Source organism: Arthrobacter sp. SAFR-044, assembly GCF_059414985.1.
In genome coordinates, this window is sequence record NZ_JBPFDN010000001.1 from 322,281 (window position 1) to 348,896 (window position 26,616).

Below are 26,616 nucleotides of genomic sequence, written 5' to 3' on the forward strand. Positions count from 1 at the left end.
CCCGGCAGCAGTAGGCTTGGTGGGTGGACCCGAACCCCAGCCCCCTTCCCGAGCCCGCCCCTTCGACGGCGGGACGGATCGTCCTTGCCGCCACTCCGATCGGGAACACCGGCGATGCCTCCGCCCGGCTGGTGGAACTGCTGGGCACCGCGGACATCGTGGCGGCAGAGGACACCCGGCGGCTGCACCGCCTGGTCCAAAGCCTGGGTGTTGCCGTTGCGGGGCGCGTTATCAGCTATCACGAGCACAATGAGGCCACCCGGACGGCCGAGCTCCTGGACCAGGTCCGTGCAGGCAGCACGCTTCTGATGGTCACCGACGCCGGGATGCCTGCGGTGTCAGACCCCGGTTTCCGGCTGGTGGAGGGGGCCATCGCCGCGGGACTTCCGGTTACCGCTGTCCCCGGGCCGTCCGCGGTCCTCACGGCACTGGCACTGTCCGGCCTGCCCACTGACCGGTTCTGCTTTGAAGGATTCCTGCCCCGCAAGGCCGGTGAGAGGGCCTCGCGCCTCGCGGACCTTGCGGGGGAGCGGCGCACCATGGTGTTCTTCGAGGCACCGCACCGGCTTGAAGCCATGCTGCGGGCCCTGCGGGAGAGGTTCGGCCCGGACCGGCCCATCGCAGTGTGCCGCGAACTGACCAAAACGTATGAGGAAGTCATCCGCGGCACCGTGGGCGAACTCCTGCAGTGGGCTGAGGACAACGAGGTCCGCGGCGAGATTGCCGTAGTGCTTGGCGGCGCGCCCGAACAGGCGGCCGGCACGCCGGAGGACCACGTTGCGGCCGTCAATGAACTGGTGGCCCAGGGCATCCGGCTGAAGGAGGCCGTAGCCGCCGTCGCCGAAGATGTCCGGGTCAGCAAGCGGGAGCTCTATTCAGCGGTCCTCGCCGCGCGGTAGCCTGCCTCCCAAGCCGCTCCCCACGCCACGCTGCTGCGCTGTGCAGCTGCACAGCGCAGCAGCGATTCCGCAGTGCGCCGCGGCGTAGACCATGGGTGTCGCCGGCAGTAGTCTGGCTGTTAATCAGCCCCATGATCCCGGTCACTCCGGCCGCGGCGACGGGCTGCCACAACCCTACCGACGAGGGAGTCATCGTGACTGTCACTGCACAGCCGGCCGTTACCGCCGAGCGCGAAACCCGGCTTTTGGCCTCCGTTCCCACTGGGCTGCTCATCAACGGCGAGTGGCGCGACGCCGCGTCCGGCAAGACGTTCGACGTCGAGGATCCCGCCACCGGGAAGGTGCTGCTGAGCATCGCCGACGCCGGCCCCGAGGATGGTGCGGCGGCCCTCGACGCTGCCGCGGCAGCCCAGGAGTCCTGGGCGAAAGTACCGCCCCGCGAACGGGGTGAAATCCTCCGCAGGGCCTTCGACCTGGTGACCGAGCGGGCAGAAGACTTCGCCCTCCTGATGACCCTGGAAATGGGCAAACCGCTGGCCGAAGCCCGCGGCGAAGTGACCTACGGCGCCGAGTTCCTGCGCTGGTTCTCCGAAGAAGCAGTACGTGCCTTCGGCCGCTACTCCGTGTCCCCGGATGGCAAATCCCGCCTCCTGGTGACCAAGAAGCCGGTTGGCCCGTGCCTGCTGATCACCCCGTGGAACTTCCCGCTTGCCATGGCCACCCGCAAGATCGCGCCCGCCGTCGCTGCCGGCTGCACCATGGTGCTGAAGTCCGCAAACCTCACGCCGCTGACGTCCCAGCTGTTCGCCGCCGTCATGCAGGAGGCCGGACTGCCCGCCGGTGTCCTCAACGTCATCCCCACCTCCACGGCGGGGGCCACTACGGGACCGCTGATCAAGGATTCCCGCCTCCGCAAGCTGTCCTTCACCGGTTCCACCGAGGTGGGCCGCCGCCTGCTGGCCGATGCCTCCGAAAACGTGCTGCGCACCTCCATGGAGCTGGGCGGCAATGCCCCGTTCCTGGTCTTCGAGGACGCCGACCTGGATGCTGCCGTCACCGGCGCCATGGCGGCCAAGCTGCGGAACATGGGCGAGGCCTGCACTGCTGCCAACCGGTTCATCGTCCACGAGTCGGTGGCCGGTGAGTTCGTGGAGAAGTTCGCCGCGAAGATGAAGGAGATGACCACCGCCCGCGGCACCGAACCCGAATCAAAGGTGGGCCCGCTGATCGATGGCAAGAGCCGGGACAAGGTGCACGAGCTGGTGTCCGACGCGCTCGCCTCCGGTGCCAAAGCAGTCCTGGGCGGTGCTCCCGTGGAGGGGCCGGGCTACTTCTACCAGCCCACCATCCTGTCCGGCGTCTCCGAGGGGACCCGCATCCTGTCCGAGGAAATCTTCGGACCCGTGGCCCCGATCATCACCTTCAGCAGCGAGGACGAGGCCGTCCGGCTGGCCAACAACACCGAATACGGGCTGGTGGCCTACGTCTTCACCAAGGACATCAACCGCGGTATCCGGATGGGCGAACGCCTGGAAACCGGCATGCTTGGGCTGAACGCCGGCGTCATCTCCAACGCTGCAGCACCGTTCGGCGGGGTGAAGCAGTCGGGCCTGGGCCGCGAAGGCGGCCTCGAAGGCATCGAGGAGTACCTCTACACGCAGTACATCGGCATCGCCGACCCCTACGCGGGCTAGCCCGGCGCCTCTCCAACCGCATGTGCCGGCCGGGAACTTTCCCGGCCGGCACTGTGCGTTCAGCCCCCGCCGGCCCTCCTGCCGACGTCGTCCGGCGCCCGCCTGAAGCGCGCCCCGGTGTGCGGCAGCCGGCGGATGGCGCGGCCGGCTGCGCTGAACGGCATCCTGAGCAGCTGGCCCAGCCGGCGGGTGACCGACGGCGGGAGCCACGAAGCAGCCCATCGCCGGGGCAGGGGAGCATTGGCCTGCAGGGACGCCTCCACTGCGGCGATACCGGCCGCGAGGTCCCTGACACCCGCACCCGCGGAACCGCCGGCGCCGGGACGGCCGTACCTGTGGTGCTCGAAGGCAGAGGTGAGGGACGCCACCGCCTCGTGGGCGTCCCGGTCCATACCGTCGGGCTCGCCCAGCAGCGTGCCGCGGAACCGGGCCGCATAGGCCCTCGGGGTTTCGTTGTCCCCGGCAGGCAGCCTGTAGTCGGTGCCGAGGTCCCTGAGCTCGCTCCAAGCCAGCGGGACGGCCAGCTCCGGGCGCTTTGGGCGCAGCCGCCGAGACCGGGTGCCGGTGCGGACCATGCGCGGGGCGGTGGCCAGGAGGACCAGGCCCACCGCTCCTGCCGTCCCGAGGAGCCAGGGCATCAACTGCACGCCGTCGCTGGAGCCGCTGCCGCCGGCACCTGGGACGGCCAGTGCCGTTGCGCTGGCCGAAGGTGATGGTACCGGGGCGGTATCGGGAATGAGCCCGTCGTTGTTGTCCAAAGACTCCGCAACGGATGGTGCTGATGCGTCGGAGGCATAGTCGGGAACCACTCCCCGGGAAGGCGTCGGTTCGAACGACACCCAGCCCAGGCCCTGGAAGTACAGTTCCGGCCAGGCGTGGGCGTCGCGGGCATCCGCCTCGTACTCCGGGAGGGCACCCTGGCCAGCCAGCGTTATCGTCGCCCCGGTCAACCGTCCAGGAGCGTACCCCACGGCGATCCTGCTCGGGATTCCCTCCAGCCGTGCCATGACTGCCATGGCGGAGGCGTAATGGATGCAGTAGCCGCTCTTTTGCTGCAGGAAGTCGGCCAGGACAGAAAGCCCGTTGCCGTCGTAGCCGCCCTGCACCGGTGACTGCAGCGAGTAGGTGAACTCGGACGACCGCAGGTACTTCTGGATGGCCATGGCTTTCTGGTACGGCGTGCCGGCGGCTCCGGCCACCGTCTGCGCAGTGGTTTTCACGATGTCCGGCACATTGCCGGGGACCCTGGTGAAAACGTCGGGAATGCCGCGTGCCGGAGCGGAGGACTGGGCCAGCAGGGCTGCGGTGAGCTTGGGCACCGCAGAGGTCACCAGGTATTCCTGCCGCCGGGTGGTGGTGTCCGTACCCTTGATGCTCAGCGTGGCCGGATCCCAGGTCCACTGCCCGCCCAGGCCACTCACGGTTTCAGGTGCATAGGGGACCGGCAGGTAGGGGCTGGTGAAGGAACCGGCGTCGATGGCTGTGACCAGGCGCACCTGCTCGTCCGTGAGGACCGGATAGCCGGGGTCGATCCGGCCGTCCAGCGGCACCCTGGAGCCGGTCCGGTCGTCCGGGCCCCAGGAGTCGCCGTCGAAACTGTCCACCGTGACCGAGCGCAGGTAGAGGGGTGCAGGCGAGTTGGTGGCGTACGTGATCCTGCCGCTTCCGTCAGGGGTGCGCAGGCTGCTGCCCAGGGTGATCATCGGGTTCAGGCCGGTGGAGCCGCCCCACGGGTTCAGCCGTGAACCCTGGGGGAAAGTGCCGCGGTCGAAGCCAGGGATGGCCAGCGGCAGTACCAAGGTGGCCGCCAGGGCCACGGCGCCGGTCAGCGCGGCCCGCCGCATCAGTCCGGGGCTGCCGGCAGAACCGCCTTGCAGCCTGCCGTCCGGGGCAAACCACTGGCTGCAGGCGAGGATCAGCAGGTATCCCGCCGCGGTGGCAACGAAACTCCACACGCCCACGCTCTGGGGTTTGATCATGGCCGGGACCACCAGCAGGGCCAGCAGCCCGATGCCGGAGGCAGCCGGCATCCCCAAGGGCACCGCCAGGGCATCGACCAGGATGACAGCCAGGCCGAGTACGGCGCAGACCACCATGACGATTCCAGCGTTGGGCGCCACGGGCGCTGTCTCCGCCAGGACGGTCTCGCTGGCGCGCCGCATCAACCGGTCCAGCTCAGGCAAGGTGGCGCCGGTGGGGACGACCCAAAGGAAGCTGGAACTGCGGAAGAACGTCAGTGTCAGGACGCCGCCCAGTGCCACGAACCCTGCGGCCGTGACCAGCAGGGGCTGGGCACGGAGGGTACGGAGTGCTGCCAGCGTGAAGCCAACCGCCACCACCGTGGTCATGGCGGGCCAGTACCAGTTCCAGCCGCGAAGGACGCCGTTCAGGGACAGGGCGGCCCCGCAGGCCGCCACGGCGATTGCTGCCGCCATGGCCCAGGGATAGGCTCCCATTCCCGTGCGGCCCGCCGGGATCTGCGGCTTATGCTCCGCCTGGTGTTCCGCACCCGCTGGCCGGGCCGGTGCCATCGTCATTTGGCCACCCCCGCTCCCCGGCGGACCTCCGCTGCCGGCGCCACCGGCAGGGCGGGGTCCTGCTCGAACTGGCCCCACACGGCCGCAAGCCGGGACTTCGGCGCAGCTGCCACCGCCCGCCAGCCGCCCTGCCGCAGCACGTCCAGGACGTCCTGGAATTCCGCGGGCCGTTCCACAGCAAGGAGGGCGAACGCATCGGTGCCATACGCTGCCGCCGGTGCCAGTGCCGCTGCTTCCTCCCCGGTAATCCGACCAAGCACGGCGATCAGCGGCCCCCGCATCCGGTGCGCGGACAACTTGTCCATCAACTGGTCGTCAAACGCCGGCGGACCATGGTCGGTTCCAGCATGTGTCCGCGCACCCCCAGCGGCCCGGTGTTCGGTGTTCCTGCCGGTGATGTCCAGGAGCGTGCCGTCCCGCCACGGGTGGAACGTTCCGGAGAGGTGGATTGCAGCCAGGCTCTCGGCGATCGATTGCAGGCCAGACGGGCCGCTGTACTCTTCCGCCGCTGGTTCCGGGGAGGAGGGGGAGTGCAGGAACGCCGGGTGGCCGCCGGTATCCAGCAGGCGCAGGGAGTAGTTGCGTTCAGCCAGGTGTGTACTGACGGACATCGCGGCAACAACGGACCACTCGAAGGTGTCGCTTGTTGAGGGTGCATGGCCATCGAGGCCGGGCAGCCCCGGCATGGATGTTCCGGGCCTTCCGCCAAACGAGCCGGAACGGTGGTCCAGGATGATGGTCGCTTCCGGGGTAGTGACCGATTCCTCCTGCCGGACCATCAGCTCCCCGTGCCTGGCCGTCGCGGCCCAATGGACCCGCCGCATGGGATCCCCGTGGCGGTATTCACGCGTCATCACGTCGTCATCGCTGGGGTTCGCCCGCACCCGGGTGGCCGTGACGCCGTCATTGCCGCGCGCTCCCGCCAGCCCGGTGGAAGGCAGGACGATGGCGGCGGGCGTCACGGTGAGGACGTCGCCGTCGTCAATGGCCCGCCGGTGCAGGGAGAGACCGAACGGGTCGGTGAACTCGGCCGTCACCGGCCCAATCCTGAACTGCCCGCGGTACCTGGAGGTGAGGTGGTATTCGTAGCGGCTGGTGCCGCCGGAGGCGGAACGGGACGGGAACCGGAAGGCAGGCGCCTGGCCGAACTGCGCCGGCAGCCGCTCCTCCATGACCACCCGCCCGGTGCCCGGGCCGGTCCTGGCCACCGCAAGGTTGACCGCTGCCGGTGCCGACGTTTCCAGCGGCGAAGGGCTGAATTCGCGGTAGACCCGGAAGCGTGGCTTTACCAACCGCACGCCGGCCAGTGAGACAAGCGGAAGCACCAGCAGCAGCAGGGCCAGCGTCAGGAGGTCACGGCGGCCCATGACCTGGGCCGCGGCCAGCGTAAAGGCACCCGCCGCCAGCATGCCCCATCCGCGCCTGGTGAACAGGTGCCGGGGGAGCTTGTCCAGGAGGGCCATGGTTCGTGCCCCTAGCGGTTCCTGCTGCCTGCGGCGGCTGCGGCCCGGTTGGGCTGTCCGGGGGCGGCCTGGGGCACGGGCAGCCGGGACAGGATGCCGCGCAGGACGCTGTGCGGGGTCTCGCCGGCGCCGGCAGCCTTCCGGTCAAGGATGATGCGGTGTGCCAGGACGGCTTCTGCCACGTCACCTACATCGTCCGGAAGGACAAAATCGCGTCCGTCCAGGGCCGCCGTGGCCTTGGCGGCGCGCAGCAACTGCAGCATGGACCGGGGGCTCGCACCCAACCGCAGCAGCGGGCTTTCCCTCGTTGCCCGGCCGACCGACACCGTGTATTCCTTTACCGGACCGGAGACGTAGACCTGCTGGACCGTGGCGATCATCGCGGCGACATCGGAGGCAGTGACGACGGGCGAGACGTTGGCCAGCGGCGAGACCGCCTGGTGGGTTTCCAGCATCTCGATCTCCGCGTCCTTGTCCGGGTAGCCCATGGAAATCCGGGCCATGAAACGGTCCCGCTGTGCTTCCGGCAGCGGGTACGTCCCCTCCATCTCGATGGGGTTCTGGGTGGCCACCACCATGAACGGCTCGTCGAGTTTGTAGGACGTCCCGTCCACCGTGACCTGGTGCTCCTCCATGCATTCCAGGAGGGCCGACTGGGTCTTGGCGGATGCGCGGTTGATCTCGTCGCCGATGACGATGTTGGCGAAGACGGCGCCGGGCCGGAACTCGAAGAGCCTGGAGGCCTGGTTGTAGATGGACACCCCTGTCACGTCGGAAGGCAGCAGGTCGGGGGTGAACTGGATGCGGTTGACCGTGCAGTCGATGGTACGTGCGAGGGTTTTAGCCAGCAGGGTTTTTCCGACGCCGGGCACGTCCTCCACCAACAGGTGGCCCTGCGCCAGAAGGACGGTGAGCGCCAGCTTGGCGGCATCCGACTTGCCGTCGATGACGGTATTGACAGTGGTGAGGATGCGCTGCGCGGCGGCGTGGAAGGCGCCTGAGTCCATGGCTGCCGGCCGGTGGCCGTTCAGGTGGCTCACTGAATCGGCGACGCCGGCCAGGTTGAGGCTGGGTGCGCCTGCATTGTTGGCAGTGCGTCGGTGGGGTTCCATCGGCAACCTTTCAGCCCGGGTTTCACCTGGACGTGACAGCAAGCCTGCCTTCGCCCCTCGGTGGGCGTGCGCATGTGTCCGTTCCAGACTACTAACACAACTGCCATGCCTGACAGAGAGTTCCGGCAAATATGGGGGAGCCTCGGGCCGTTAGGCTGACTGGATGTGCAATTCGTCGATTCCCGCTGCCTACCGGGAGCCTGGGGCAGGCTCCGCACCGGATCCGGAAGCCGGGCGCCGGAGGGACTTTCCGCCCGCGCCGGAGCCCTTGCCCGTCCCCGTCATGGACAACCACACCCACCTGGACTTCCCGGACGGAGAGGCCCCTGTGGGGATAAGGGCCGCGCTCGATGCGGCAGCGGCCGTGGGCGTGCAGGGTGCCGTGCAGGTGGGCTGTGACCTGGAGTCCTCGCGGTTCACGGTGCAGGCGGTGGACCAGGATGAACGGCTCCTGGGAGCTGTTGCGCTGCACCCCAACGATGCTCCAGACTACGCCGCCAAGGGTGAACTCGAGGTGGCCCTTGCCGAGATCGAACGGCTGGCCGCGCATCCCCGCATCCGGGCCATCGGGGAAACCGGCCTGGACTTCTACCGCACCGAAGGTGAGGGGCTGCGGCACCAGGAGTACTCGTTCCGGCGCCACATCGACATCGCCAAGCGTCTCGACCTCACCCTGCAGATCCACGACCGCGATGCGCACAGCGACGTGGTCCGGGTGCTCCGGGAAGAAGGTGCACCGGAAAGGGTGGTGTTCCATTGCTTCTCCGGTGATGAGGCCCTGGCCAGGACGTGCAACGAACAGGGCTGGTGGATGTCTTTTGCCGGCACCCTGACCTTCAAGAACGCCGGGAACCTGCGCGCCGCGCTCGCCGTCGCGGACCGGCAGCTCATCATGGTGGAAACGGACGCCCCCTTCCTGACGCCGCACCCGCACAGGGGGCGTCCGAACGCGAGTTATATGGTTCCTTACACCGTGCGGGCCATGGCAGAATTGACAGGCTCCGACCTCGGCGGGCTCTGCACCGCCATCAGCGAAAATACCGTGCGGGCATACGGATCCTGGACCTGATCGGGACCAACCGGCCAGCTGCCGAGGGCATACCTGGTATGCAAAAATGTTGGCTGGTTTATAACGCTACGGTTACAGTGGAAAACTATTAGCCGGGGTCGGGGAAGGCCAACGGGTAATTTCACTCCACGTGCAGCCGGGCCGGCCTGTCCAATATCCGGCCTTGCCGCTGCGCGGAGTGTGGCGGCGCACTGGTGCCCGGACTCTCCTTTTGAGGTTGCTCCGGGCATTTTACTGCGCATTCCCCGTGCCCGGATGGACCGAGAGTTACGGGCAATCGTGATCAAGTTCTTTACATCGGACGGCAAGTTCAGCTTTATAAAGGTTGGCGCCCAGCTGCTGGTGCTTTGCGGCCTGGTCGCAGGCCTCGTAGCCTTCGTGGGCAATAACAAAACAATTACGCTCAACGTGGACGGCAAAGCGTCGTCCGTGCAGTCCTTTGGTGGAACAGTGGAACAGGTGGTTAAGAGTGCCAACCTGGACCTGAAGCCCGGCGACCGGGTTTCCCCCTCCCTTGACGCCACCGTCCAGAACGGCACCGTCATCAACATCAACCAGGCGAAAGAAGTCAAGGTCAGCCTTGACGGAGCCGAAAAGACGGTCAACACCACGGCGCAGGACGTCGAAGACCTGGTGACGGAACTCGGTGTGGCAAGCGCCTCGTCCGTTTCAGCGCCCAAGGATGCCACCCTTTCGCTGGCCGGTTCCTACGTCTCCATCTCCACGCCCAAGACCGTCAGCATCGTGGCCGACGGCAAGGTGGACACCGCCACCACCACCGCCCCCACGGTCGGCAAGGTCCTTGAAGATTCCGGCGTGACCCTCGGCGCCAACGACCGCACCTCCCAGCCGGCCAACGCCAACGTAGTGAACAACATGGTTATCAAGGTTTCCCGGGTTGACACCGGCCAGACCGCGGTCACCAGCGAAGACGTTCCCTTCGACACTGTTACCGCCGAAAGCGCGGACATGCTCAAGGGCGAGAAGGAAGTGACCCAGGCTGGAGCCGCCGGAAAGATCGAGCGCACCTTCAAGCTGGTGCTCGTGGACGGACGGGAAGCTTCCCGCACCCTGGTCTCAGAGAACGTAGCCGTCCAGCCGGTCACCGAGAAGGTCACCGTGGGCACCAAAGCCAAGCCCGCGCCCCAGGCCGCCGCGGCCCCCGCAGGCGCCAACAGCGGGGCAGCAGCACCGGCCATGATGAACGAAGCCATGTGGGACAAGATTGCCCAGTGTGAGTCCACCGGTAACTGGAGTATCAACAGCGGCAACGGCTACTACGGCGGCCTGCAGTTCGACGTCCAGACCTGGATCGGCGCCGGCGGCGGCGCCTACGCACCGAACGCCAGCCTGGCAACCAAGGCGCAGCAGATCGACATTGCCAACCGCGTCTACGCGCAGCGCGGCCTGTCGCCGTGGGGCTGCGGCTGGGCCGCCAGCCGCTGATCCGTCAGCCATGGACGCAGGTATCGCCGATGGCCGCCCCCGGTACTCCGGGGCCGGCCATCGCCGTTAAACCGGAAGGGCCCACGTGCCGCGCGGGATAGGATACCTAGGTGACTGAACCGATCCCCGCCGTTCCCGCACCGTTGTTCGGTGCTTCCGACATACGCCGGATGGCAGAGGAAATCGGAGTCAGGCCCACCAAGACCCTGGGCCAGAACTTTGTCATTGACGGCAATACCATCCGCCGGATTGTCGCCGCCGCGGCCGTGGGCCCGGATGAAACGGTGCTTGAAGTCGGTCCCGGGCTGGGCTCCCTCACGCTGGGACTGCTCGACGCAGCAGCGGCGGTCGTCGCCGTCGAAATCGATCCCGTCCTTGCCGCCAAGCTCCCCGAAACCGTGAAGGAATGGCGGCCGGCAGCCGCCAGCGCGTTCCACCTGGTGCAGGCCGATGCCATGAAGGTCACGGAACTTCCGGTGGAACCCACGGCGCTCGTAGCCAACCTGCCCTACAATGTGGCAGTTCCCGTGGTGCTGCACCTGCTGCAGCATTTCCCAAGCCTGCAGCACGGCCTGGTGATGGTGCAGGACGAGGTGGCAGACCGTTTGGCAGCAGGACCGGGGTCCAAGACCTACGGTGTCCCTTCCGTTAAAGCCGCCTGGTACAGCCAGATGCGCAAGGCCGGCGTCATCGGCATGAACGTCTTCTGGCCGGCCCCGAAAATCCATTCCGGGCTTGTGGCCTTCACCCGGCGCGAACCCCCCGCCACCACCGCCACCCGCGAACAAGTGTTTGCCGTGGTGGATGCCGCGTTTGCGCAGCGGCGCAAGACGCTCCGGGCCGCCCTTGCGGGCTGGGCCGGGGGAGCGCCGGAAGCTGAGCGCTGCCTGCTGGCGGCCGGCGTCGACCCCACCGCACGCGGTGAAGTCATTGACATTGCCGCGTTCGCCAGGATTGCCGAAGCCAGGGAAAACCGCCCGTGAGCGCAGGACTTGAGAGGGCAGGCAGAGGGCGGTTCGCGGCCCGGACAGTGCGCGTCAAGGCGCCCGGCAAAGTCAACGTGTCCCTCGCCGTGGGGCCACTGCGGCCGGATGGTTACCACTCGGTGGCCAGCGTCTACCTCGCCGTGTCCCTCTACGAGGAAGTGGCGGCCACCAGCACCGCCGCCCCCGGCATCACCATCAGCCTCAGCCCCGAAAGCACCCTGGACCTCGACGCCGTTGATATCCCCCTGGACAGCAGCAACCTGGCCTACAAGGCGGCCGCCATCATGGCCGACGTCTCTGAACACGCCACCGGCGTGCACCTCGACATCACCAAGCGGGTTCCGGTGGCCGGAGGAATGGGCGGCGGCTCCGCCGACGCAGCTGCCACGCTCCTGGCCTGCGACGCGCTCTGGAACAGCGGCCTCTCCCGCGAGGAGCTGGCACACCTGGCGGCGGAACTGGGCGCGGACGTCCCCTTCTCGCTCCTGGGTGGAACCGCCGTCGGCCTCGGCCTGGGGGACGAACTGTCTCCGGCCCTGGCCAAGGCGCAGACCCACTGGGTGCTGGTGGTGGCCGACTATGGCCTTTCCACTCCCGAGGTGTACCGGACCCTGGACCGGCTGCGCCATGCGGAGGGAATCGATGCCGGGGAACCCACCGGTGTGGACCCGAACATCCTTGCGGCGCTGCGCGGCGGCGATGCCGAATCCCTGAGCCGCGTGCTGGTCAACGACCTGCAAAGGGCCTCCATTGAACTCTCGCCCGCGCTGCGCGATACGCTGGGAATCGGCGAGTCCCATGGCGCTATCGCAGGCATGGTCTCCGGATCCGGCCCCACCGTGGCGTTGCTGGTGGAGGATTCCGTTGCGGCCGCTGCCCTTGCAGAGGACCTGCAGCACTACGGCCTGACAGCCCTGGCCGTCCACGGCCCGGTCCCGGGCGCGCGCATCATCTCCGACACCCTCCTTTAATACTTCAAGTCCGGCAGCAGAAAGCAGTTCCCTTTGGCACACCTTCTTGGCGGCGAGAACCTCACGGTTTCCTACGCAACCCGCACCGTCCTGGACGGCATCACCCTGGGACTGGAGGAGGGGGACCGGATCGGCATGGTGGGCCGCAACGGTGACGGCAAGTCCACCCTGATGCGCCTGCTCGCCCTGCGCTCCACCCCGGACTCCGGCCGCGTCACCAAGCGCGGTGACGTCAACGTGGGGTACCTGGACCAGAGCGACGTGCTCGACGGCGACCTGACAGTGGGTGCCGCGATCGTGGGGGACCAGGCGGATTACGAGTGGGCACGGAACCCGCAGATCCGGGAGATCATGGGCGGCCTGGTGTCCGACGTCGACTGGCATGCCAACGTCCACGCCCTCTCCGGCGGCCAGAAGCGGCGCGTGGCCCTGGCCAAGCTGCTCATCGAGGACCACGACGTCATCATGCTGGACGAACCCACCAACCACCTCGACGTCGAGGGCGTTGCCTGGCTGGCCCGGCACCTGAAGACGCGCTGGCGGCCCAACCAGGGCGCCTTCCTGGTGGTTACCCACGACCGCTGGTTCCTTGACGAAGTCTGCACCAAGACCTGGGAGGTGCACGACGGGATCGTGGACCCCTTCGAGGGCGGTTACGCCGCCTATGTGCTGGCCCGTGCGGAACGGGACCGGATGGCATCCGTGGTGGAAGGCAAGCGTCAGCAGCTGGTGAAGAAGGAGCTCGCCTGGCTGCGGCGGGGCGCCCCGGCCCGCACCGCAAAGCCGAAGTTCAGGATCGAGGCAGCCAACGCGCTCATCGCCGATGTACCGGCTCCGCGTGACTCCATGGCGCTGAGCAAGATGGCCACAGCGCGCCAGGGCAAGGATGTCCTGGACCTTGAAAACATATCCCTGAACTTCCAGGGCAGCGACGATGGCAGGAAGCTCTTCGACAACATCACCCTCCGCCTGGCCCCGGGGGAGCGGCTGGGCCTGGTGGGCGTCAACGGCGCCGGGAAGACTACCCTCCTCAAGCTGCTCAACGGCGAGATCACGCCCGACGCCGGCCGGCTGAAGCGGGGTAAGACCGTGGTCACCGCAGTCCTCACCCAGGAAGTCAAGGAGCTCGACGACGTCGCGGACCTCCGCGTGATCGAGGTCATCGAGCGGGAAAAGCGTTCCTTCAACGTCGGCGGCAAGGAATTCACGGCCGGCCAGCTGGTGGAACAGCTCGGGTTCACCAACCAGAAGCAGTGGACGCCGGTAAAGGACCTGTCCGGCGGTGAGCGGCGCCGCCTGCAGCTCCTCCGGCTGCTCGTGGGCGAACCCAACGTGCTGATGCTCGACGAACCCACCAACGACCTCGACACCGATACCCTCGCCGCCGTCGAGGACGTCCTGGACGGCTGGCCCGGCACCCTGGTGGTGGTCAGCCACGACCGCTACCTGCTGGAGCGCGTGACCGACCACCAGATGGCGCTGCTCGGCGACGGCAAGCTCCGCGGCCTGCCCGGCGGCGTAGACCAATACCTTGAGCTGCGCGAAGCCGCCCTGGCCGGCTCAACCGTGACCGGCGGTGGAAACCCGGTCACCAGCGCCGGGCAGGCGCAGACTGCCGGGGCGACCGGCGCAGGCCCCTCCGAGGCCGAGAAGCGCGAAGCCCGCAAGGCCCTCAACAGGATCGAGCGGCAGCTCAAGAAGCTCGACCAGCAGGAAAAGAAACTCCACGACGACATGGTGAAAACCACCGAGGTGGGGGACTTCGACAAGCTCGCCGACCAGAACAAACAGCTCAAGGACCTGGCAGACGAAAAGGACACCCTGGAACTGGAGTGGCTGGAGTCCTCAGAACTCCTGGGCGACTGACAAAGGCGACGCGGGCACAAGCGGTGCAGGAGGCCTTCGCGTAGGAGCGCATCGCGGCGCATCGGGCGCCGTAGGTCGCCCAGCGACCGCAGGTGCCCCTATGCGTTGTGTCTAAGCGACGGCGAAGGGCTCCTGTGCCGCGGACGGAACCACGCCGACGCCTAGAGTTCAGACTGCAGCTCAGGGTCCTTCTTGAGGCCGGTGAGCCCGTTCCAGGCGAGGTTGACCAGGTGCGCGGCGACGGTTTGCTTGTCGGGCTGGCGGCTGTCCTGCCACCATTGACCCGTCATGGCCACCATGCCCACGAGCATCTGGGCGTACATGGCCCCGTCCTCGCCGCTGAGGCCGCGGCGGGAGAACTCGTCGGAGAGGATGTGCTCCACGCGTGCGGTGACATGGGACAGCAAGGTGGAGAAGGCGCCCTCGGGCTGGGAGGGGGGAGCGTCGCGCATCAGGATGCGGAAGCCCTCCGTGCGTTCCTCGATGTAGGTGAGCAGGGCGAGGGCGGCGCGTTCCACGAGGACGCGGGGCTTGGCTTCCTCCGTCAGCGCGGCGTTGACGGCGTCGAGCAGGATGTGGAACTCGCAGTCCACCACCTCGGTGTACAGCCCCTCCTTGGAGCCGAAGTGCTCGTAGATGACCGGCTTGGACACTCCGGCGCAGGCGGCGATTTCCTCGATGGTGGTCCCGTCCAGCCCTCGGACGGCAAAAAGGCCCCGGCCGACGTCGATCAGCTGGCTTCGGCGCTGCAGGCCAGTCATCCGCATCCGCGGAAGGTTGTTGCTCACCTCCCCATCATGCCTCACCTCCGGCGGCGTGATTCAGGGGTACCGGAAGGGGCAGGGGGCCCTGTGTCGCGCGGCGCCCTGAACCCGTGGCAAAATAAGGACTTGTGCCCGGGCCTTGAGTCCATCGGCACGGTCCGCTCTGGTGTAACGGCAGCACCCCGGCCTTTGGAGCCGTGGAGTATAGGTTCGAATCCTATGGGCGGAACTGCTGCGCGGGGCGCGATCACGAGGATGGCACCCGGTGCCTGGCGGCCTTGACCGCCGGACGCCGCAAAACGCCAGCACAACCGAAGCAAGGAGAGCCCGTACGTGATCCCCGAGAATGCCGGCCCGGCCGCTGTAATCGTTCTGGCAGCAGGCGCCGGTACCCGGATGAAATCGCGTACCCCCAAGATCCTGCATGAAATCGGCGGCCTGTCCATGGTGGGCCACGCCCTCCGTGCAGCCCGCAGCATCAACCCCCAGCGGTTGGCCATTGTGGTCCGCCACGAGCGGGACCTGGTGGAAAGCCACGTGGCCGCCCTGGATCCGCAGGCCGTGATCGTGGACCAGGATGATGTCCCGGGCACCGGCCGCGCCGTTGAAGCTGCACTCGAGGCGCTGCACGCTGACCAGGACCTGGCAGGCACGGTTGTGGTTACCTATGGCGATGTGCCGCTGCTGTCCGGCGACCTGCTGACCGAACTTGTCGCCACCCACGAGCGCGACGGCAATGCCGTCACCGTGCTGACGGCGGTCCTGGACGACGCCTCCGGTTACGGCCGCATCCTCCGTGGTGACGACGGCTCCGTCACCGGCATCCGCGAACACAAGGACGCTTCCGAGGCCGAACGGCTGGTCCGCGAGGTCAATTCCGGGATCTACGCCTTCGATGCCGCGGTGCTTCGCGATGCGCTGGGCAAGGTCACCACCGACAACGCGCAGGGCGAAAAGTACCTCACCGACGTGCTGGGACTGGCCCGCCAGGCAGGCGGCCGGGTTGCCGCCGTCGTCACCGCCGACCGCTGGCAGGTGGAGGGCGCCAACGACCGCGTCCAGCTCGCAGCACTCGGTGCCGAGCTGAACCGCCGCACGGTGGAAGCCTGGATGCGTGCCGGCGTGACTGTCGTGGACCCCGCCACCACGTGGATCGATTCGTCCGTCACGCTGGACGAGGACGTCCGACTGCTGCCCAACACCCAGCTGCACGGCGCCACCACCGTGGCGAGGGACGCCGTCGTGGGCCCCGACACCACCCTGACCGATGTCGAGGTGGGCGAGGGTGCCACGGTGGTCCGCACCCACGGCTCCGGCTCGGTGATCGGCCCACGCGCCGCCGTCGGCCCCTTCACCTACCTGCGCCCCGGCACGGTGCTGGGCGAAAAGGGCAAGATCGGCGCCTTCTACGAAACCAAGAACGTGACCATCGGCCGTGGCTCCAAGCTGTCCCACTTGGGCTACGCCGGAGATGCCGAGATCGGCGAGGACACCAACATCGGCTGTGGCAACATCACGGCCAATTACGACGGCGAGAAGAAGCACCGCACGGTGATCGGCTCAGGCGTCCGGACAGGCTCCAACACCGTCTTTGTTGCCCCGGTCACCGTGGGGGACGGCGCCTACAGCGGCGCCGGCGCGGTGATCCGCAAAGACGTTCCGGCCGGTGCCCTTGCGCTGAGCATCGCTGCCCAGCGCAACACCGAAGGCTGGGTTTCCGCGCACCGCCCGGGAACCCGTTCCGCCGAACTGGCCCAGGCGGCCACCAATGACTCCTCCAGTACCCCGGCATCTACAGAAGAGGGCAAGTAACCATGAGCGAAATTACGGCGCACGGCGAGAAGAAGCTGGTGCTTGCCTCCGGGCGGGCCCATCCGGAGCTGGCCCGGGAAATCGCCAAGGAGCTGGGCACCGAACTCCTGCCCCTGGATGCCTACGACTTCGCGAACGGGGAGATCTATGTCCGGGCCGGTGAAAGCGTCCGCGGCACCGATGCTTTCGTGATCCAGGCACACCCCGCCCCGCTGAACAACCACCTTATGGAACAGCTGATCATGATCGATTCGCTGAAGCGGGCCTCCGCCAAGCGGATCACGGTGGTTTCGCCGTTCTACCCTTACGCGCGCCAGGACAAGAAGGGCCGCGGCCGCGAGCCTATCTCCGCCCGGCTGGTTGCCGACCTCTACAAGACCGCCGGTGCGGACCGCATCATGAGCGTGGACCTGCACACCTCCCAGATCCAGGGCTTCTTCGACGGCCCGGTTGACCACCTGATGGCCATCCCGCTGCTGGCCGACTACATCCGCACCCGGGTGGGTTCGGACAACATCACCGTTGTGTCGCCGGACACCGGCCGCGTCCGCGTTGCCGAACAGTGGGCCGAACGGCTGGGCGGCGCGCCCCTGGCCTTCGTCCACAAGAGCCGGGACCTTACCGTCCCCAACCAGGCCGTCTCCAAGACTGTGGTGGGCCAGATCGAGGGCCGCACCTGCGTCCTGATCGACGACATGATCGATACCGGCGGAACCATCTCCGGCGCCGTCACCGTCCTGAAGAACGCCGGCGCCAAGGATGTCATCATCGCGGCCACCCACGCCGTCTTCTCCGATCCCGCCGCCCGGCGCCTCTCGGAGTCCGGCGCGCGTGAAGTGGTGGTCACCAACACGCTGCCGCTGAATTCGTCCCAGCGCTTCCCGCAGCTCACGGTGCTTTCGATCGCGCCTTTGATTGCCAGGGCCATCCGTGAAGTGTTCGACGACGGTTCGGTCACCAGCCTCTTCGACGGCAAGGCCTAAGACAGTACTTGACGAAACCCCGCCGGCAGGAGCCGGCGGGGTTTGGGCCCACGGCGGCAGGGTTCCCTGGGCGAGCTTGCGAGCTCAGGGGGCCGGTGGGGATTAAAGGAAATGGTCTCCGCACTGGTAGGCTTTTAGGCGATACCTTGGCGAGGGAGAGCAAACCGGAACTCCGGCTTGCAGGTCTCCGTTATCGACTGGGTCTGCTGGCCCCTCCCGCGAGGGGCCGCCTTCTTGAAGGGCCGCCTCCGGGGTGCCCGGCGTTGAAGGTCACACCAGACCTCCGCCCTTGCTGAACACCGTTTAGTCTTCAAGGAGATTTCCATGTCTGAGCAGAAGCTCGCAGCAGAACTGCGCACCGAATTCGGCAAGGGCTACGCCCGCCGCGCCCGGATGGCCAACCTGATCCCCGCCGTCATTTACGGCCACGGCGCAGAGCCCATCCACGTCACCCTGCCGGCCAAGGCCACCACCCTGGCCGTCCGCACCGCCAACGCCCTGCTGTCCCTGGACATCAACGGCGAGGGCCACCTTGCCCTGGTCAAGGACATCCAGCGCGATCCCGTAAAGCAGATCATCGAGCACATCGACCTCCTGACCGTCCGCCAGGGCGAGAAGGTCACGGTTGACGTTCCGGTCCACGTTGAGGGTGAGACCGCTCCCGGAACCGTCCACAACCTGGAACTGACGGTTGTGTCACTCGAGGCTGAGGCCACCCACCTGCCCACCGCCGTGGTGGTCAACGTCGAGGGCCGCGCCGCAGGCGAGCACATCCACGCTTCCGACCTGGTCCTGCCCAAGGGCAGCATCCTCCTGACGGACGCCGAGTCCCTCGTGGTGAACATCTCCGAGGCCGTCGAAATCGCCGAGGAAGGCGAAGCAGCCGCCGAGGGCGCAGCAGAGCAGGCTCCCGCAGCTGAAGCAGAAGCAGCCGAGTAACCACTCCGCAGTTTCCCGCAGTGGCCGGGCCCCCGGGGGCCCGGCCACTGCCATGTCCGCGGGCCGGCGTCCTTGTGCGCCCGGTTCCATCCCTTCCCACGCCGCCCCCATAGGATTGATTCCATGACAGACACCTGGCTGATCGTTGGCCTCGGCAACCCCGGAGCGCAGTACCAAGGCAACAGGCACAACGTAGGCCAAATGGTGCTCGATGAACTCGCGGGCCGCATCGGGGCTGCTTTCAAGACCCACAAGGCACGCGCCCAGGTGCTCGAAGGCCGGCTCGGTATCGGTGGGCCCAGGGTTGTCCTCGCGAAGCCGGCGAGCTACATGAACGTTTCCGGTGGCCCGGTCTCCGCCCTCGCCAACTTCTACGGCATCCCGGCGGACCATGTGGTTGCGGTACATGACGAGATCGACATCCCGTTCAACACGGTCAAACTCAAGCTGGGCGGCGGCGAAGGCGGCCACAACGGGCTGCGGGACATCTCCAAGGCGCTCGGCACCAAGGACTACCTGAGGGTCCGGGTGGGGGTGGGTCGCCCGCCCGGCAGGATGGACACCGCCGACTATGTCCTGCGCGATTTCGGCACCGCGGAGCATAAGGAACTGCCCTTCCTGCTGGACGATGCCGCCGATGCCGTGGAGTCCCTGATCCGTGACGGGCTCACGGCCGCACAGCAGAGATTCCACCCCGCCAAAGCGGAATCACGCCAGCCGGAATCGTAAAAGTTCCTTCCGGCCCTGTTTCCCTGTCTGTGGCACAGGGTACTCTTCTTCCTATGCGGGGGAGCAAAGGGGCTACATCCCGCTAATGCAGGATGTAGGGGAAAAGTTCATGTCAATCGAGCCACTCAGCTGGGGACGTGGGTCAACGCCGCAAGGTGACGGGCTGCCCACGCCAACCTCCGGGGCGCCGGAGGGCCAGCAATGGTCCATGCCTGCACGAAGCGCCAACCTCGACGCCGTCCGCACCGCGCTGACCAGCGAAAACTCGCTGGGCGTTGTCATTACCGGTGCCAGGGGAGTGGGTAAGTCCTCCCTGGCCCGCGCAGCAGTGGCAGACCTTGGCCCTGATATTTGGTCGCTGCAGCTCCGCAGCGGTCCCGCGGGCTCCACCACCCCGTATGGTTGCCTGTCGTTCCTGCTGGCCCGGCTGCCGCAGGCCTACATGGGGTCCCCCACGGCCATCCTGCGCGGCATCACCTCGCTCATCCGCAGCGATGCGGCCGGAAGGCCGTCCATCATTACGCTGGATACCTCCACCGGCATCGACGACATGAGCGCGGGCGTCCTGCTGAACGTCCTGCTGACCGGTACGGCGAAGATTGTTGCCGTCGCCCCCAACTCAAGCGACCTGCCGGCGGATTTCCACTGGCTGCTGACGGACCGGAAGCTGACCGAAGTGCGGCTCAGCAACCTCAACGAGCTGCAAACCAGGCAGGTCCTGCTGTCCCTCCTGGGCCACCGCGTTGCTTCCTCCCTGGTCAGCACGTACCACCAGATGGTTGGTGGAAATCCGTTGCTGCTCAAAGCCCTGGTCACCGAACAGCAGCTCTCCGGAAACCTGGTCCTGTCTGATTCGGTCTGGACGCTGCGGGACAAAGTGGTGCTCGACGGCGCTGCCAGCCTTGATGACATCGTCCGCTCCCGCTGGTCACGGGAAACACCGGAAACCCGGGAAGTCGTGGAGATGCTCTCCTGTGCCCGGCGGGTGGAGCTGTCCAGCCTCACTGCCATTTACGGCGCGGAGGTGGTCGCGGACATGGAGGACGGCGGGCTGCTGGAGATCGACGACTCCGAGCACCGCTGGGTGTCGCTCCGGGAGAAATATATCGGGGACGTCGTCAGGACATGGCTGAGCATTTCCCGGCGGAGGGAGCTTCGCAACGTGCTGATGGGCGGCCTGGAGCCGGATCCGGCCACCATGACGGTGGACGAACTGATGTCCTTTGCCGCCTGGACCCACGAGTGCGAAGCCGAGCTTGCCCCGGCGTTGGCGTTGGCCGCGGCCCAGGCCGCGGTCCAGCTCTTCGACCCACGTTTTGCTTTGACTTATGCGGAGATGCTGAAGAGAACCGACGCCGGGTGGGCGTCGGCGCAACGGCAGAAGGCCGCGGCGTACCTCCAGTTGGATATGCCGGCCCAGGCCCTTTCCGCCTTGGACGATATTTCCCATCCCGAGCTTGAGGCCCTGGACCCGGAGGAGTATGCCCAGGTAGTCGCCGCCAAAGCCCGGGTCATGCGCTTCATTCCGGAGCAGGCAGGCAAAGTCCCGGAACTGCTCGCCTCGGCCCGGGAACGGCTGGACCGGACTGCCGGGCACTCCTCCTGGCCCGCGGCCGGCGCAGTGGCAGCAAACCGCATCTCTTTGAGCGAATTCGAATACCAGGCCCACACCGGCGACTACGCTGCCATGATTCCCGCGCTGCAACGGGCGGCCGATCCTGACAGTAACCCGGATACCGCGTTCCGGCTCCAGTCCGCCATCATCCTCATGAGCGCCCTCGCGCTGACCGGGCGGGAGATGGACGCACTGGGCCTTATGCGCCAACTCGGCGGCCAGCTTACCGACGCCTCGCACATTGTCGGCCTCCGTGAGCGCTACGCCAGGGAGGCCTACTTCGTCCTGCTGGTGGCGGGGCAGTGGCGGCGCTGCATCGACCTCCTCAGCCCCTTCAGTACGGGCCAGCCCCACCGGCTGCCGTACCGCAGTGCCGCCACCGAACTGGCTGCCGGGGTGGCTTTTGCTTTCTCCGGCCGCGGCGAGGCCGCCCTGGAGCCCTTGATCTCCGCCACTGCGCAGCTGGAGCTGCAGCCGGTCCAGGCAGCGCTGCGGACCGCGTACGCGGCTACGGCTTTGGCTTATGCCCAGACCGGCAACGCCGCATTCGCCCGCAAATACCTCGCCAAGCTGCAAAGGACCTCCGGCAGGGCAGGGTTTGCCACGGAGAGCATCATCGAGTTCTGTGCGCTGGTCGCCGGGCGCTGGCTGGGCGATTCGGAGGCGGTAGCCAGCCTGAAGCAGGGGGCCCGCCGGAACGTGGAGGCGGGCAGGCACACTGTCGCGGGCATGCAGCTGCTGGCAGCAACCGTAAACGGCAGCGACGCCGACTTCCGACTCCTGGAAGATATCGCCGGCCACCGGCAGGGCCCGCTGGCCGAGGTCTCACGGCTGATCGCCCTTGGAAGCAGGACAAAGGACGCCAAGGCCCTCCTTGCCGGCGGCGAACTCGCGGCAACACTTGAACTCGACGCCGTGGAAGCCCGGTGCATGGCCTTGGCGGTGGATTTCGCCCGCCAGGAGGGGGACGCCCTTTCTGCGAGGACGGCGCAGGCACGGCTGGACATCCTGGCCGCCACAGTGTCGAACCTGCCCATCGTGCCCAGCAGCGGGAGCCCGCTGCTGACCAGCCGGGAACGCCAAATTGCCCGGATGGCCGGCCGCGGTGCCTCAAACCGGGACATCGCCATGGAAATGGGGGTGTCAGTCCGCACCGTGGAGGGCCACCTGTACCAGGTCTTCACCAAGCTGGGCGTGACTTCAAGGGGTGATCTGACTGGACTCGTCTAATGGCCACAAGGCAGGGGCTGCGCACCGGCTCCTTACCGGCCGCCGGGAGCCGGTGGACCGGATTTGCAACCTGGTCCGGAACGGCACCCACCAGGCCGTCTTCATCATGGCGGGCCCGGGCATTGGAAAGTCGGCCGTGACCGATGCCGTGACGGAGCGCCTCGCCGGGAGCATGAAGATTCTGCGCATCCATGCCAGCTCGGCCTTGGCAGGGGTGCCCTTTGGGGTCCTGACTCCTTATACGGGGGAGCTCACCGCTGAGGAGTCCGTCTCGCCCGTGGCAGTGCTCCGTTCCATGTGGTCATACTTCGAGAAGCTGAAGGGCGGCCACGGCGCTGCTGTCCTGCTTGCCGTGGACGATGCCCACCACCTGGATGACGCATCCGCAGGCGTGCTGGCCGAAGTGATTTCGGCCGGGTGGGCAACAGTGTTGGCCGCGGCCCGTCCCCGGCCCGGGCTGCCGCAGCCGCTGGACCAGCTCTGGTACGACGGTCTTGCCGAGCGCGTGGACCTGCGGCCCCTCAACCGTGAACAGGTCGAGGAGGTCCTTGCCCACGTTCTTGACGGGACAGTCCCAGGGGCAACAGTGGACGCCATCTGGAATGCATCAGGAGGCAATCCCCGGATACTTGATGCCCTGCTCCACGACTCCGCTGAAACCGGCGTCCTCGCCAAGCGCAACGGCATCTGGATGCTGCTGGGCGCCCTGCCCGCCGATGGGGCACGGCTTGCAGGAGTGGTAGCCAAAGACCACCTCCGCCGGGGCCCGGAAGAACAGGAAGCCCTGAAGCTCATCGCCCTCGCCGGCCCGGTGGGCCGAAAAGTCATCGAAGACATCAGCGGCGCAGCAGTGGTCCGGTCCCTGCTGGACCAGCAGATGATCGTGGAAGCCCCCGGCGTACCATCCGAGCTTTCCATCTGGAACGGGATCTTTGCCGGTGCCATCCGCAACACCGTCTCCGTATCCCGCAGCCTCCAGCTGCTGGAGACGGTCAAGGCCCACCAGAACCCCACCCAGCTGCAGGGGGAGGGCCGGCTGCGGTCCGTTGAGTGGGCCCTGGAATGCGGCGTCCGGGTGGGTGATGACGAGATGCTGGCGGCGGCGAAAGAGGCCCTGCTCAGGTTCCGCAACCACAGTGCGCGTTCCATTGCGGCACGCATCCACCATCCCCCGCTGGTTCCGATGGCCCAGGCCATCCAGGCGCGGGCGCTGTACAACGAAGGTTCATATACGGAGGCGGCGGCACTCCTGGACGCATGCTGGCTCCCCCTGGCAGAGGACGCCGAGGGGCTGGCGGTCCTACTGCTCCGGGTCTCGGCCCACCAGGCCATCGGCCACCCGCTTGGCGTCGTAGCCGAAGACGTCGAAAAGCATGCAGCACCTGGCGGCGAAAGGAGCTGGCAGGAAGAGCTCCTGCACCTCCTGCAGCTGGGTGCGGAGGTAAACGTCCAAGCCTTGAGCGAGGCAGTGGAGGTCATGCGGAAGCGCCGTACGGGCACCGGCGGAGAACCGCTCCGTGCCTTGGCCGAGGGTCTCCAGGCCCACGCACTCGCTTCCGCTGGGCGTCCCGTCCAGGGCCTGGAGGCTGCCCTGCTGGCAGCCTCGGAACTTCCCCCGCTGGAAGGCAGCCTTTTTTTCTTCCCCGAGTTCGTGCTGGGGCGGCTGGTTTCCGACTACCTGGCCATGGGTGAATGGGAGTCGGCAGAGCGGGAGATCAACCACTATGCCACCGGAAATGCGCCCGGCGCCGCCACCTTCAACGGGAGTCTTCAGCTGCTCCATGGCTACTCGCTGCTGCGGCAGGGAAGGATGGAGCGGGCGTACCAGGTGCTGCTGCCCGCCGTCGAGGCGCTCAGCCTCAATGATCCGCTGCAGCTGTACCGTTTTGGCACTGCCCTGGGCTTCTACGCGGCAGCCAGGCTTGGGGACACGGAACAGGCAAGGCGCCTGGAACAGGACCACAAAGACGCCGACGCCGGCTGGCCGGCGCACGATCTCCTTGCCGAGGCTTACGTGGCCGCAGCCGCTGAATACCAGGCGCGCGACGGCAAGGGGCTGGCCGCCCTGCAGACGCTCATGACCACCCCGGAGGCTTCCGCCCGCACGGGAAACCTCCTTGAGATTTTCGCCATGTGCTGGGACCTGGGGGACCCGTCGGTGGTCCCCATGGTGCAGACAGCCGCGGGCGGGGTGGAGGGACGCTGGGCGGAAGCGCTGATGACCCTGGCGACGGACTGGGAAAACGCCGACGGCGATGCCCTGATGACAACGGCTGCCTCGCTGGAGGAGGCAGGCTTTGTGAATCTGGCCCGCGAAGCCTACGCCCGTGCCAGCACGGTGCTGGAACAGGCCGGCGAACGCCGCCGGTCGCGGCAGGCCGTTGCCCAGCGTGAGAAGTGCGACCACGAGCTGGGTGAACGGTTCCGTGAAGGCCGCTTTATTGCTGCTGCGCCCGCCGTCCGGCTTACCCGGCGCGAACAGGACATCGTTGAGCTGGCAGTGCAGGGCTTGACCGACCGGGAGATCGCCCAACGGCTGATGGTGTCCGTGCGGACGGTGGAAGGCCACCTGTACCGCACCTACGTCAAGCTCGGGGTCCGCAGCCGCGATGAGCTGGAGTCGGCCCTGCCCAAGTAGGTCCCGCGGGAAGCCCCGCCCGATGCCTGTTCCCCGCGCCTGTCCGTTGCCGCGCAGGTGCCCGTCCGCCGTCGGCCGCCTGGGATGGACCAGTGCTGCCCTGGTAAGCGCCGCACCTGCCCTTCCCACCCGTGCGCCCGAACCATCTGGCGGGTAGGAGCACCGCGCCCCGGTAGTACTCCCCGGGGGATTCGAGTACTCCCTACTCGTGTACAGGAGGGCGCCACGGGATTTACTTAAGGAGGCAAAGCGAAGCGGCCGGCTGGACGCCGCGGAGCACGCCGAACAGGACATTGAGGCCCTCTCAACTTCCGGTCCGCAGGGACCGGGCCTAGACGGGGCCGGCGGCGTCAGAGTCTTCTGAGACCGAGACTCTCCCCCCAGCCGTCGCCGGCCCTCTGCTCCCTCGGCTGAAGCCCGGGGCAGCTGTGGCGGCCGCCCCTCCCGGGCGGCCGCCACAGCCGTGTGTGGGACAATTGGGATGTCAGACATTGGCAGCCCCAAGGAGTTCGTTTTGGCCGTAGTATCAACGCCAGCCACACTGGAACGCGCCGTACCTGTCATGGATAACGCCGAGGTCCTGCGCATCCGCAACGACTTCCCAGTCCTCAACCAGCTGGTTAATGGACAGCCGCTGGTCTACCTCGACTCCGGGGCCACGTCGCAGAACCCCATGAGCGTCATCGAGGCCGAGCAGGAATTCTACGAACAGCGCAACGCCGCCGTTCACCGGGGCGCCCACCATCTTGCGGTGGAGGCCACCGAGGTCTTCGAAGATGCCCGGCAGACCATTGCCGACTTCATCGGTGCGGACTATGCCGAGACTATCTGGACGTCGAACGCCACGGAGGGATTGAATCTCCTGACGTACGCGCTGTCCAATGCCGGGCTGTGGGCTGCCCAGGGGCGCGGCGACCAGGCGCTCAGGGGACTGGCACTGGGCCCGGGTGACGAAATCGTGGTCACGGAAATGGAGCACCACGCCAACCTGATTCCATGGCAGGAACTGGCATTCCGCACCGGGGCCACGCTCCGCTACATCCCCATTGCCGACGATGGCAGCCTGCGCATGGAGCAGGCCGGGACGATCATCGGCCCGCGCACCAAGGTCCTTGCCTTCACCCACGCTTCCAACGTCCTGGGAATCATCAACCCTGTGCAGGAACTGGCGGCCCTGGGGCATGCTGCGGGCGCCCTGGTGGTCCTGGATGCCTGCCAGTCCGCGCCGCACCTGCCCTTGGACGTCAAGGAGCTTGACGTGGACTTCGCGGTCTTCTCCGGCCACAAGATGCTTGCCCCCACGGGAATCGGAGTGCTGTACGGGCGCCAGGAGCTCCTGGACATCCTGCCGCCGTTCCTGACGGGCGGATCGATGATCACCACGGTCACCATGGAACGGGCCGAATACCTTCCGGCGCCCCAGCGTTTCGAGGCAGGTACCCAGCGCATCTCCCAGGCGGTAGCCCTGGCCGCCGCCGCCAACTACCTGACCGAAACCGGGCTGGACCGCATCCACCGGTGGGAGGCAGACCTTGGCCAGCGCATGGTGGCGGGACTGGAGGGCATTCCCGGTATCAGGGTCCTGGGCCCGGCCGCCGGACAGGAAAGGATCGGCCTTGCCGCGTTCGACGTCGAAGGTGTCCACGCCCATGATGTGGGGCAGTTCCTGGACTCCCGGGGAATTGCCGTGCGCGTGGGGCACCACTGCGCCCAGCCGCTGCACCGCAGGCTTGGCCTGACCGCCACCACCCGCGCCAGCGCCTACCTCTACAACACCACTGACGACGTGGACCGCTTCCTCGATGCCGTCGCCGGCGTCCGGGCCTACTTCCGCGCCTAGCGGAGCAGACGAAAGCTGACATC

General features: G+C 67.3%; 18 protein-coding genes and 1 tRNA gene. 15 read left to right on the forward strand and 4 right to left on the reverse strand.

Annotated features, from left to right (window positions below):
• The first annotated feature begins 23 nt into the window (after positions 1-23).
• Both rsmI and ACR65J_RS01435 read left to right on the forward strand, forming a co-directional pair.
• Positions 24-899: a 16S rRNA (cytidine(1402)-2'-O)-methyltransferase gene (gene rsmI, locus ACR65J_RS01430; RefSeq protein WP_440165412.1), complete on the forward strand. Its 876-nt coding sequence runs from the start codon at positions 24-26 to the stop codon at positions 897-899.
• A gap of 194 nt (positions 900-1,093) precedes the next feature.
• A complete protein-coding gene (locus tag ACR65J_RS01435; protein ID WP_440165414.1) occupies positions 1,094-2,593 on the forward strand; it encodes an NAD-dependent succinate-semialdehyde dehydrogenase in 1,500 nt (499 codons plus the stop codon).
• Between the two features lie 59 nt (positions 2,594-2,652).
• On the opposite strand, the gene ACR65J_RS01440 is transcribed toward ACR65J_RS01435, so the two are convergent.
• From ACR65J_RS01440 to ACR65J_RS01450, 3 genes are read right to left on the reverse strand one after another with little or no spacing between them, the layout of a single operon-like run.
• Positions 2,653-5,130 (reverse strand): transglutaminase TgpA family protein, encoded by a 2,478-nt coding sequence (locus ACR65J_RS01440; RefSeq protein WP_440165416.1) that lies wholly within the window; start codon positions 5,128-5,130, stop codon positions 2,653-2,655.
• On the reverse strand, positions 5,127-6,593 hold the full coding sequence (locus ACR65J_RS01445; protein WP_440165417.1) for a DUF58 domain-containing protein: 1,467 nt from the start codon (positions 6,591-6,593) through the stop codon (positions 5,127-5,129). The genes ACR65J_RS01440 and ACR65J_RS01445 overlap by 4 nt, the downstream gene beginning before the upstream one ends.
• 11 nt (positions 6,594-6,604) lie before the next feature.
• Entirely contained in the window at positions 6,605-7,705 is a 1,101-nt protein-coding gene (locus tag ACR65J_RS01450) for an AAA family ATPase (RefSeq protein ID WP_440165419.1), read from the reverse strand.
• Between the two features lie 163 nt (positions 7,706-7,868).
• On the opposite strand from ACR65J_RS01450, the gene ACR65J_RS01455 reads away from it, so the two are divergent.
• From ACR65J_RS01455 to ACR65J_RS01475, 5 genes are all read left to right on the forward strand, one after another.
• Entirely contained in the window at positions 7,869-8,774 is a 906-nt protein-coding gene (locus tag ACR65J_RS01455; RefSeq protein ID WP_440165421.1) for a TatD family hydrolase, read from the forward strand.
• A 279-nt stretch (positions 8,775-9,053) separates the two neighbouring features.
• Entirely contained in the window at positions 9,054-10,220 is a 1,167-nt protein-coding gene (locus ACR65J_RS01460; protein ID WP_440165422.1) for a resuscitation-promoting factor, read from the forward strand.
• A gap of 110 nt (positions 10,221-10,330) precedes the next feature.
• On the forward strand, positions 10,331-11,203 hold the full coding sequence (gene rsmA / locus ACR65J_RS01465) for a 16S rRNA (adenine(1518)-N(6)/adenine(1519)-N(6))-dimethyltransferase RsmA (RefSeq protein WP_440165424.1): 873 nt from the start codon (positions 10,331-10,333) through the stop codon (positions 11,201-11,203).
• Positions 11,200-12,177, forward strand: a complete 978-nt coding sequence (locus ACR65J_RS01470; protein WP_440165426.1) for a 4-(cytidine 5'-diphospho)-2-C-methyl-D-erythritol kinase — start codon at positions 11,200-11,202, stop codon at positions 12,175-12,177. The genes rsmA and ACR65J_RS01470 overlap by 4 nt, the downstream gene beginning before the upstream one ends.
• Positions 12,178-12,210: 33 nt before the next feature.
• Positions 12,211-14,043, forward strand: coding sequence for an ABC-F family ATP-binding cassette domain-containing protein (locus ACR65J_RS01475; protein WP_440165428.1), 1,833 nt, complete (start codon positions 12,211-12,213; stop codon positions 14,041-14,043).
• Between the two features lie 161 nt (positions 14,044-14,204).
• Here ACR65J_RS01475 and ACR65J_RS01480 read toward each other — a convergent pair whose 3' ends face one another.
• Complete coding sequence (locus tag ACR65J_RS01480) at positions 14,205-14,831, reverse strand: TetR/AcrR family transcriptional regulator (protein WP_440165430.1); 627 nt, start codon at positions 14,829-14,831, stop codon at positions 14,205-14,207.
• 133 nt (positions 14,832-14,964) lie between these two features.
• Here ACR65J_RS01480 and ACR65J_RS01485 point away from each other — a divergent pair.
• The 8 genes from ACR65J_RS01485 to ACR65J_RS01520 all read left to right on the forward strand — a co-directional run bounded on the left by ACR65J_RS01485 (position 14,965) and on the right by ACR65J_RS01520 (position 26,593).
• Positions 14,965-15,036: transfer RNA gene (locus ACR65J_RS01485), tRNA-Gln, on the forward strand.
• Positions 15,037-15,140: 104 nt separating this feature from the next.
• The gene (gene glmU, locus ACR65J_RS01490; RefSeq protein ID WP_440165431.1) at positions 15,141-16,619 is read left to right on the forward strand and encodes a bifunctional UDP-N-acetylglucosamine diphosphorylase/glucosamine-1-phosphate N-acetyltransferase GlmU; all 1,479 of its coding nucleotides are present in this window, start codon (positions 15,141-15,143) and stop codon (positions 16,617-16,619) included.
• Between the two features lie 2 nt (positions 16,620-16,621).
• Positions 16,622-17,602 (forward strand): ribose-phosphate diphosphokinase, encoded by a 981-nt coding sequence (locus tag ACR65J_RS01495; protein ID WP_188569849.1) that lies wholly within the window; start codon positions 16,622-16,624, stop codon positions 17,600-17,602.
• A gap of 324 nt (positions 17,603-17,926) precedes the next feature.
• On the forward strand, positions 17,927-18,541 hold the full coding sequence (locus ACR65J_RS01500; protein WP_440165433.1) for a 50S ribosomal protein L25/general stress protein Ctc: 615 nt from the start codon (positions 17,927-17,929) through the stop codon (positions 18,539-18,541).
• Between the two features lie 123 nt (positions 18,542-18,664).
• Complete coding sequence (pth, locus tag ACR65J_RS01505; RefSeq protein WP_440165435.1) at positions 18,665-19,270, forward strand: aminoacyl-tRNA hydrolase; 606 nt, start codon at positions 18,665-18,667, stop codon at positions 19,268-19,270.
• A 109-nt stretch (positions 19,271-19,379) separates the two neighbouring features.
• The gene (locus ACR65J_RS01510) at positions 19,380-22,115 is read left to right on the forward strand and encodes a helix-turn-helix transcriptional regulator (protein ID WP_440165437.1); all 2,736 of its coding nucleotides are present in this window, start codon (positions 19,380-19,382) and stop codon (positions 22,113-22,115) included.
• Between the two features lie 52 nt (positions 22,116-22,167).
• Complete coding sequence (locus ACR65J_RS01515) at positions 22,168-24,753, forward strand: LuxR C-terminal-related transcriptional regulator (RefSeq protein ID WP_440165439.1); 2,586 nt, start codon at positions 22,168-22,170, stop codon at positions 24,751-24,753.
• Between the two features lie 514 nt (positions 24,754-25,267).
• Positions 25,268-26,593 carry a SufS family cysteine desulfurase gene (locus ACR65J_RS01520; protein WP_440165441.1) on the forward strand — a complete coding sequence of 442 codons (1,326 nt, stop codon included), beginning with the start codon at positions 25,268-25,270 and terminating at the stop codon, positions 26,591-26,593.
• Positions 26,594-26,616: the final 23 nt, after the last annotated feature.

Bases quoted from the DNA above. Each gene is read 5' to 3' on its own strand.
- ACR65J_RS01440 (WP_440165416.1), bottom strand. From the start codon at position 5,130: ATGACGATGGCACCGGCCCGGCCAGCGGGTGCGGAACACCAGGCGGAG.
- ACR65J_RS01445 (WP_440165417.1), bottom strand. From the start codon at position 6,593: ATGGCCCTCCTGGACAAGCTCCCCCGGCACCTGTTCACCAGGCGCGGA.
- ACR65J_RS01450 (WP_440165419.1), bottom strand. From the start codon at position 7,705: ATGGAACCCCACCGACGCACTGCCAACAATGCAGGCGCACCCAGCCTC.
- ACR65J_RS01455 (WP_440165421.1), top strand. From the start codon at position 7,869: ATGTGCAATTCGTCGATTCCCGCTGCCTACCGGGAGCCTGGGGCAGGC.
- ACR65J_RS01495 (WP_188569849.1), top strand. From the start codon at position 16,622: ATGAGCGAAATTACGGCGCACGGCGAGAAGAAGCTGGTGCTTGCCTCC.
- ACR65J_RS01500 (WP_440165433.1), top strand. From the start codon at position 17,927: ATGTCTGAGCAGAAGCTCGCAGCAGAACTGCGCACCGAATTCGGCAAG.
- pth (WP_440165435.1), top strand. From the start codon at position 18,665: ATGACAGACACCTGGCTGATCGTTGGCCTCGGCAACCCCGGAGCGCAG.
- ACR65J_RS01510 (WP_440165437.1), top strand. From the start codon at position 19,380: ATGTCAATCGAGCCACTCAGCTGGGGACGTGGGTCAACGCCGCAAGGT.